The organism is Acinetobacter sp. YH12255, from assembly GCF_013417355.1.
Lineage (GTDB): Bacteria > Pseudomonadota > Gammaproteobacteria > Pseudomonadales > Moraxellaceae > Acinetobacter > Acinetobacter pseudolwoffii.
The window spans coordinates 81,932-90,213 of record NZ_VPEC01000010.1 but is presented as its reverse complement, the minus strand read 5'-3'; the positions used below and the strand labels follow the sequence as shown (position 1 = coordinate 90,213).

The following is an 8,282-nucleotide window of genomic DNA, read 5'->3' as shown; positions in this document are numbered from 1 at the left end:
GCGACGATATTCAGCTCCATGTTTCTTGCGTTTCCATTCGCCCTCACCTAGAAACTTCATGCCTGTAGAGTCTACGAGTAGATGCAGCCCATCGCTACTTTTTTGGTAGCTGATTGCAATATCAATATGCTTTTGTCTTCTACAAAGCGTGGTGTAATCTGGAGCTATCCAATTTAATCCGCAAAGTTTAATCAGACTTTGCACAAAGCCAGTGACCATACGTAAAGATAGACGGAATAAGGATTTAATCATTAAGCAGCATTGGATAGCTGCGTCGGAGTAGGTTTGATTTCGCCCTTGTTTGCCTTTTGATGGAGCATACCATTGCGTAGCAGGATCAAACCAAATGGCAATATTTCCGCGACTCATGAGTGCTCGGTTATATGCGGGCCAATTGGTTGTGCGGTAGATTTTGTGTGTAGGCTTCTTCATTTGAAAATTATATCGCTGAAAAAGCCTTTACAGATAGGTTTGTGCAACAAAGCCCTTTTTAGAAGGAAATATTTTTAGAATAAACATATGATTTCTATAAAATTTTAATTTAAGTTAATTTAGCTCAATATGTGTTCACATCATCCTTTATTAATTTATTCAGTTTTTTAAAATTTATTTTTTTAAATTATTGAGAATAATAAGCGCTACTCAGAAATTAGCGAACCTCTACAGGAACCGCTGTAATTAGCCAAATTAAAAGTAATTTTCTTATAGATATAATCCATTGTTATTTTGAACATAAAGCACTAATTTTTATTTAAAATGTACTGTATAAACACACTTACAAGCATCACAATTTGTAAAATCAAATCAGTTATAAAACAACAGTGTAATAAAGTCGCTCATATACAATAAACAAATGTACTCAAACCCGATATTAAATCGATCAAAACAAATTTATATTTCTAGAAAAGGTATATTGCGATGACTCATCCAGATGAAAAAATTAATGAAGAATTTCCAGAAGAGGAATTGGATCCACAAGAAAAACAGGATCGAGAGATGCAGCGCGGCCAGCTGGGCGTAGATAAAGACCCTCAGGTAAAAAGAGACCAAATCCGTCAACAACATCAGGATGAAGAGGAACAGAATCCTTAATATTCATATTATTGAGCCTGCTCCTTTGAGATTAGGATCAAGTGTAATACTGTGCCCGCTTTTTAGAGAATCGGTCAAGCTGCTTTAAGAATCCCTCAAAGTAATCTTTCTGTTTTTCTTCAGTTCGATAACCTGCATATAAAGTACGGCGTAAGCCTTCAGGGGCTACACAATCCAGACGGCGCGAAGTCACCCAGCCCTTCTGTTCATATTCATTTACCACCCAATCTGGCAATGCCGCAATCCCACGACCACTGGCAACAAGCTGAATCAGCATTTGAGTCAGATCGGTCGTCCGAATCTGTTTTGGCAAAATATTCGCAGGAATAAACAAGCGTGACATGATATCCAGACGATGCTTATCTACCGGATAAGTTACTAATGTTTCTTCTGCCAGTTCCTGCACCGTAATCTCTTGGGCACGTACTAAAGGATGTGTATTAGACAACACCAAACGTGATTCATATTCAAATACCGGGAAATATTCCACACCTTTGAGTGCAATCGGATCGGCAGTAATCAGCAAGTCAAACTCGCCCGTTTGTAACAATTCATGCGGATTGGCTTCAAAGCCCGAAGCAAAATCCAAATCAACATCTGGATATTGGATACGATACTGATTCAAAAGTGGCATTAGCCAGTCAAAACAACTATGACACTCTGACGAGAATATAATACGGCCTGTCTGTCCATGCACAATACGTGTGATATCACTTTGCGCTATCTGTACTTGTGGTAGCACATCATCAGCCAGTTTCAACAAACGTAAACCTACATTAGAAAAACTCACAGGGCGACTACGGCGATTGACCACTTCAACCCCAAACCATTGATCGAGTTCGCGCAATTGATGAGACAAAGCTGAAGGTGTTAAACAGAGATCTCCTGCTGCTGCAACCAGTGATCCATGTTCTCTTAGCGCTGTCAGTGTTTTTAAATGTCGTAGTTCTATCATATGGCTTACCCAAAAAAATACAGAAACCAGCTACTCAAGCTTGGTGAATAGCATAATCTATTTCAGGATAATCACTTCAATATTTTCACGTTTAAATTAATTTTAATGAATTTTACTCAACAAATAATCTGTTCAAAAATGGGTTTATTAAAACATTTGAGTTATTTCATCCTCAAGATATTCAAGAGTCGTATTCTGCATTGCAATCAGCTCTCGTATTCAAAATATTCAAAGCCGTTGTGAATCAGCGCATCAACTCAAAATATAGAATCAGAATAAGTAAAAGAAAATGAGCATGTCATTTGTTTGTCTGAAAACTTTTAAGATTATTTTTGAGCAGTATCGAATAAAGTGAAAAGACAGAGTTTGAGATTCGATTTAAGCAATGCAATCTATATGGTGGCACTGAATAAAATGTTTTATGAAAAGCAATCTGGTATAAAGATTTAATTTAGAGAGATTTTTATGTTGTAAGAAATAAGAAAATGGTGCGCTCAGCGGGCACTTTCCGAAATTTGCGGTTTCCTTACTATTCCTTAGTTTTCCTTATTTTTTCTTTATTTTTATGGGTTTAAGTGTGGCTCATTAATTCAATAGTTTAATGTTTCCTTATTATTCCCTATTATTCATTCTATATTGATTACGCCAAATTTACGCCACGACATTTTGAGAGAGAATTTATGGCCACCTTTAGACAAAGGGGTGATGCTTGGCGAGTTGAGATTAGTGTGAGTGGTACTCGGGAAAGTGCGACATTCGATACTAAGACTCAGGCTCGCGCATGGGCATCAAAACGTGAAACTGAATTAAGAGAGTTATCACGCGGAAAGCTTCCTGATTATACATTAAATTGTGCAATTGATAGATACATAGAAGAAGTGTGTCCAAAGCACAAAGGTTGTGATGCCGAGATTAAAAGATTTCGGGCATTTCAGAGGAACTTCCCAAAGATTGCAAAAAAACATATTGCTAAAATTACGACTGATGATTTTGTGGTGTGGCGAGATACCAGACTAAAAACAGTCAAGCCGGCTTCAGTTAGGCGTGAAGGTAATATCTTGTCTGCCCTGTTCACTGTTGCACGCACAGAATGGAAGTGGGTTTATGATTCACCCATGAGTGACTTAAAGATGCCACCACCGCCAGCACATCGCGATAGACGCATATCAGAGGATGAAATTTACAGGCTTTGTCTGGCTGCTGAGTTTGATGATCAGGCACCAGAAAACTTTACTCAGCAAATTATGATTGCTTTCCTGTTGGCGATTGAAACTGCAATGCGTGCTGGTGAGATCCGCGGATTGACTTGGGACCGGGTTTATTTAAAGAATAGATATGTGACTTTGAATGAAACCAAGAATGGAACCAAACGACATGTGCCCCTGTCAAAGCGTGCTGTCGAATTACTTGAACTTATGAAAGGTGTTGGCAGTCATCAGGTATTTACGGTGAAAGATTCGAGCTTTGATACACTTTGGAGAAAGTTGCGAGATAAGTGTGAAATTGAAGACTTGCATTTTCACGACTCAAGACATGAAGCATGCACAAGGCTTGCTCAGAAATTAGAAGTATTGGATTTGGCGCGGATGATTGGTCATAAGGATTTAAGAAGCCTGATGATTTATTACAATGCGACTGCAACAGAGATTGCAAATAGGCTGGATTAAGGCCCATCAAAGAGCCTTCACACATATCCCCACACTCACATTCGTCGTAATCGAATGAGCTGTGCAGCCTGAGAGCAGGAGGCACAGCAAAATAATCCTTAAACCCATAAGCGCAATTTCGCCAGATGGGTTCTACGATCTGCAAGACCATTGGTGCCACCATTGATCCGGCGAGTAATAGTCAGCACATCGTCTTTGTCAGCTAAGGCATTCAAGCCGTTATCAGACCAGAACTTGCAGGCAACCATGAGGCCAATGCTTGGGATTGCCACAACTTCAGGATTGTTTTCAAAGTCGATGCCGAGCTGCTGACCATACTTGCGATAATTGGCACGTCCAGTCAATTGAATTGGCCCACGACCTTTAAATCGCTTTCCATCGCCCGGTTGTGTATTACCTAAATCCTTTCGGCCTTCATATGCTGCACCAGATGCAATTTCTTCCATATAACGGAAGTTGCCTGACTCATGGGCAAGTTGTGAAAGGAAGTGAATAAAGCGAAGCGAGTTATCCAGGATGTCAAAGGTTCGTAAATGAACATTTGCAGCAAGACCGAGTTCTTCAGCGCGTGATTGACTGGCACCTAATTTTTTGAATACCGCAGTCAGGGTGCCACGCCCGATGATACCGTCGTCATGCACGCCCACTGACCTTTGGAGTTTTTTAATTTGGGCTAGATTCATCGTTATCACCATGCAATTCAGGTTGCTTTTTAAGTCGGGCAAGCACCATAGCCACGCCGACAAGCATGCCGATCCACTCAGCAATATTCTCAGGGATTTTGCTTTTAAGTTCCCGGGGAATTACATTCCAGATATTTAAAAACTGCTCTGAAAATAAAATCAGGCCATAAAAAAAGGCGCTTAGTGCACCCACTTGTACTGACTTGAGTTTCCAAGCCTGTTTCCAGTCTTCAATAAGTTTCATTTACCACCCCATTTCATAGATTGTGATTTAAGCCAATTCTCAATAAATGCACTCCCCATAATCCCCAGTGCTGACGCTAGAGAAATCAGGGCCAGTGGATTAATGTCAGGAATTTGCAGAATGATTGCTCCAGCTATAGTTGAAGTTGCTGCGCCCAAAATGGTGCGCCCTATCGTCAATCGCCATGTCAGCTTTTCATCTGAAACAAGCAGTTTGGCAAAGCCGATAGCTGCCCCGATTGCAATCAGTAAAAGTAAATTCTTTTCATGGTCTTCCATGAATCCCCCTAATTTTTGGTAATAAAAAACCCTGCTATTTGCAGGGTAATTAGAAAGTCATACACAATTCCCAAAACTCATCAATTTCCAAATCTGTTTTACCCAACATGTCACGCATAACGCCAATGCTTTGGTTGTTCCGATCAAAATAACCAGCGTCTTTAAAACCTAGCATTGTGAGTTCACGTGTATATTCATCTTCAATGAGCATGATTTGAGCTTCAATGTCTGAAGACTTATGCCCATTTTCAAGCATGCCACGCATAAATTGATAGCGAGTTAGTTTTGAATATTCCGAACGCTTGTATGCAAGTTTTTCTTCTTCAGTGCGTATATCGATCCATTCTGTGCCGTTCCACTCTGTATGGAAAATTGACGGCTTTGGTGTTTCATGTTCTAGAATTTCAGACTCAGTCATTAAGCGATATTCATTCAAATTGATAAATCTGCTTACATCGACATCCAGTTCGTAATAGCGAATATCTGTATTGTCTTTTTTTGAAATATATTTTTGCATTATCGTAGCTCCGCCCATGATCGAATATTGCCAGTCACTGAATACGTTGAACCAGAAGGTACAATAAAAGACCAATCTCCTTCCGCATCATTACCTTTATATCTAAGTGTTACGCTATCAACAATAGATGTACCATCATAAGTATTTACTACGACTAAAATGGGTTTTCCTGTTGTGTTTGCATATGTTGTCCCCGTTACTCTGTTAGCTTTTACGTCCTGCCATGTTTGACCAACACCAAAAGCTTGATCATTCAAAACTTTACCTTGTGCTGCTGTTAAAGCTTCAGTTGCACTTGTGCTTGTTAGTGTGTTATTGAGTGAAACAGATAAAACTTCATTTGCAATACTTAAGCCTGTGCCGACTTTAACACCGCCTTTTGCTGTTGTGCTTGCTGCGGGCAGAGAGTAAACAGGAATGTTTGTTATCTTTTCATCCAACACTTCACCTTGTTTTGCAGATAAAGGCTTGGTTGCGTCATTGGTTGTTAGGTTATCAACAACATCCGATTTAGGCATAAAATCAGCATCAATTATCTCATTAATTTTTGAGGTTAATGTGTTGAATAGCCAGTTGAACCACTGCCTTGCGGGTTTTCTTGTGACAGGAAAGCCGTCTGTTAAAACAAGATCATCCACATCTTTTTGCCCATCACTGGCAAACTCTGAGAGTTTATCGATAGTCATTTTATTCCTCAATAATTAATTCAACGCCTGCCGGCAATGGGAAAAACATGCGAACCAATATTTTATCGGTAGCGGTAAATACTGGGGATTTGTTTATAAAAGTCACAGTCATATCTTTATTATCAACCACCCTAAAAGCAGAGTGATTTAAGATAAGTTTTAAAATATCTTTAGTTTCGTTGATGCTTCCAATGCTGTGATTTTTGATAATTTTAGCCTGAATAAGACGTCTCAGAAATTCACCGGTTGGCACCAACCCCCCAGTTCCTGATTGGCCGGATTCTCGAAAATACCCACCCACCTCAGGATCATCCAGTTCGCCAAAAGTGAGTGCACCGTCCTGCTCCTCAAAACCAAAATATTCGAGTTGAGCTGTACCCTGAATAATCAATGGCGTGCCTGTCCATCTTGCCAAAACCTCAAGGTATGGATCGCCTGCGCTATCAATATCAAATTTTGAATTCAGGCTGTTTAAAAAATTAAAGCAATCAATCATGGGTTGAGAGACTGCCTCAATCATTGCTATAAAATTTTCTTTATGCCGGTGCTGACTTGTAATCAAGCCGGTGTAATCCGTAATCTTTTTATTATCCACCTGCCACCTCGATCCCTATTGTGCTTGGGTCGCAAAATGCTATCGTTCCAAATGGCAGCTCATAATCACCAACCACATCAACACCATCAACTTTTGTGATAATACTGACAACTTCATAAGATCGGCTTTCCTCTGCACCATAAAGGTTTGCGGGACCATACAGCTTGTTCTGCATAATCTTGTCACTAATATCAAGTGCATTCACATAGTCAGCAAGATGCTGAGAAATAGTGATTGCAGTGTCCGAGCTATAGGTTTCGTTCGCCGTGATCTGGAGGGTGAAACTAATATTTTTGGTATTTGGGCGATAAAAAGACACAGTATCCGGTTCGTTATAAGCATTTAAAACTGTAAGATTGGTGTTGCCATACCATGCACATCCCATTGATTTCTTTGAGTGTAGAATTTTGGCAATTTCTTGAGCATCACCCCCAGATACCACAACGCATACGGACTTGGGTGGAAGATTGTTTGAATCAACAGTGCTACCTTTATTTTCAAATGTCTTGCAGCTACTCACGTTTCCAAGATTAAGAATGGCAGCACGCATAGCCTCAACCTGAGATAAGGCTGAGATAGACACAGATAGGGACTGTCTTTGTCGTAATTGTGAATTACCTTCGACATCCTGCCCTATAGATGATGTGTTGATGTTTAGCACCGCTGTCCATCCGCGTGTAGGCGTGAATATTCTATTAATACTCCCTACTGGGGCAAACACAGCTCCTGCTTTCTCCGCAGTAGCAGTGACAGTGATCTCACCAGAAGCAGGGATGGTCACTGACGCTGGCAATAACCACCGATTATTTTTATCATCTCCTGCAACCCCATTTTTAATTGTGGTGCCAGGTGTGCCGATCAGAATGATATCGGCTGTGGAGAAAGTGGATAGTGCACGGCGAATACCATTAATTTTGACATTGCGTGTAAGCGCATCAGTGCCAGCAGTTTTGGGGTTAAATGAGTTATATGTCTTGATGCAGATACTGTTGGTCTGACTAAATTGAAGAGCTAGAACGCCAAGCCATTGACCATCCATACTGTCATTCTCAAGGTAGGCATCGCTGCCATAAATGCCTCGATATTTAGTTTTAAGCCACTCCAGAATCTGATCAAATGTCGGAGCATGAATGCCTGACTCATCTATAGTTGGTGCAATTGTATTTAGTTCCAATCGTATGCTCCTGTTAAATCTGTTTGCCCGTATATGGTATCTACAAGCATTCCAACTTCGAGTTTTCGTGCATTAACATCAAGCTCACTTTGAAATTCCTGAATGCTAACAACACCATATGTCTCAAGTACGCGCTGACGCAGAGTAAGTTCGTAAAGGTTTTTGGAGTGCTTACCAAGGATTGCTTGTGACCACCCTGTGCCGTCAGATACATCGACAAACCACTCTCCTACCCAGAGCTTTAACCGTGTGTCAATTGCTTGGGCTACACCTTCTGCATTATCAATATAGAAATCATTTAAGCCGCTGCCGAATGTGTAGTCGCCATTTTTATCGTGTTTTCTATAACGCATAAAAAAAGACGCTTTCGCGCCCCTCGATTTAAGTTTAA

At 40.4% G+C, this 8,282-nt stretch carries 11 protein-coding genes and 1 pseudogene; 2 read left to right on the top strand and 10 right to left on the bottom strand.

Annotated elements, in window-relative coordinates:
* Window positions 1–432 (bottom strand): annotated as a pseudogene (locus FTV30_RS06525) (IS5-like element IS17 family transposase); the annotation flags it as partial.
* A 486-nt stretch (window positions 433–918) separates the two neighbouring features.
* Between FTV30_RS06525 and FTV30_RS06520 the strand changes: the two are divergent.
* Window positions 919–1,092, top strand: a complete 174-nt coding sequence (locus tag FTV30_RS06520) for a hypothetical protein (protein WP_005097508.1) — start codon at window positions 919–921, stop codon at window positions 1,090–1,092.
* Window positions 1,093–1,129: 37 nt separating this feature from the next.
* Here FTV30_RS06520 and FTV30_RS06515 read toward each other — a convergent pair whose 3' ends face one another.
* Window positions 1,130–2,047: a LysR family transcriptional regulator gene (locus tag FTV30_RS06515; protein WP_005097509.1), complete on the bottom strand. Its 918-nt coding sequence runs from the start codon at window positions 2,045–2,047 to the stop codon at window positions 1,130–1,132.
* Window positions 2,048–2,727: 680 nt separating this feature from the next.
* On the opposite strand from FTV30_RS06515, the gene FTV30_RS06510 reads away from it, so the two are divergent.
* Window positions 2,728–3,714 (top strand): site-specific integrase, encoded by a 987-nt coding sequence (locus FTV30_RS06510; RefSeq protein WP_180001266.1) that lies wholly within the window; start codon window positions 2,728–2,730, stop codon window positions 3,712–3,714.
* Between the two features lie 98 nt (window positions 3,715–3,812).
* Here the strand turns inward: FTV30_RS06510 and FTV30_RS06505 are convergent, their stop codons facing one another.
* The 8 genes from FTV30_RS06505 to FTV30_RS06470 are packed head-to-tail and all read right to left on the bottom strand — an operon-like array spanning window position 3,813 to window position 8,244.
* Window positions 3,813–4,397: a glycoside hydrolase family 19 protein gene (locus FTV30_RS06505; protein ID WP_180001265.1), complete on the bottom strand. Its 585-nt coding sequence runs from the start codon at window positions 4,395–4,397 to the stop codon at window positions 3,813–3,815.
* Window positions 4,378–4,641 carry a hypothetical protein gene (locus tag FTV30_RS06500; protein ID WP_257228916.1) on the bottom strand — a complete coding sequence of 88 codons (264 nt, stop codon included), beginning with the start codon at window positions 4,639–4,641 and terminating at the stop codon, window positions 4,378–4,380. Before FTV30_RS06500 ends, FTV30_RS06505 begins: the two co-directional genes overlap by 20 nt.
* Window positions 4,638–4,919 (bottom strand): holin, encoded by a 282-nt coding sequence (locus FTV30_RS06495; protein WP_180001264.1) that lies wholly within the window; start codon window positions 4,917–4,919, stop codon window positions 4,638–4,640. The genes FTV30_RS06500 and FTV30_RS06495 overlap by 4 nt, the downstream gene beginning before the upstream one ends.
* Before the next feature lie 49 nt (window positions 4,920–4,968).
* Window positions 4,969–5,436 (bottom strand): hypothetical protein, encoded by a 468-nt coding sequence (locus tag FTV30_RS06490; RefSeq protein WP_180001263.1) that lies wholly within the window; start codon window positions 5,434–5,436, stop codon window positions 4,969–4,971.
* Window positions 5,436–6,122, bottom strand: a complete 687-nt coding sequence (locus FTV30_RS06485) for a hypothetical protein (RefSeq protein WP_180001262.1) — start codon at window positions 6,120–6,122, stop codon at window positions 5,436–5,438. Before FTV30_RS06485 ends, FTV30_RS06490 begins: the two co-directional genes overlap by 1 nt.
* Before the next feature lies 1 nt (window position 6,123).
* Window positions 6,124–6,717: a DUF2612 domain-containing protein gene (locus FTV30_RS06480; protein WP_180001261.1), complete on the bottom strand. Its 594-nt coding sequence runs from the start codon at window positions 6,715–6,717 to the stop codon at window positions 6,124–6,126.
* Entirely contained in the window at window positions 6,710–7,891 is a 1,182-nt protein-coding gene (locus FTV30_RS06475) for a baseplate J/gp47 family protein (protein WP_180001260.1), read from the bottom strand. Before FTV30_RS06475 ends, FTV30_RS06480 begins: the two co-directional genes overlap by 8 nt.
* Window positions 7,882–8,244 carry a hypothetical protein gene (locus FTV30_RS06470; RefSeq protein WP_180001259.1) on the bottom strand — a complete coding sequence of 121 codons (363 nt, stop codon included), beginning with the start codon at window positions 8,242–8,244 and terminating at the stop codon, window positions 7,882–7,884. Before FTV30_RS06470 ends, FTV30_RS06475 begins: the two co-directional genes overlap by 10 nt.
* Window positions 8,245–8,282: the final 38 nt, after the last annotated feature.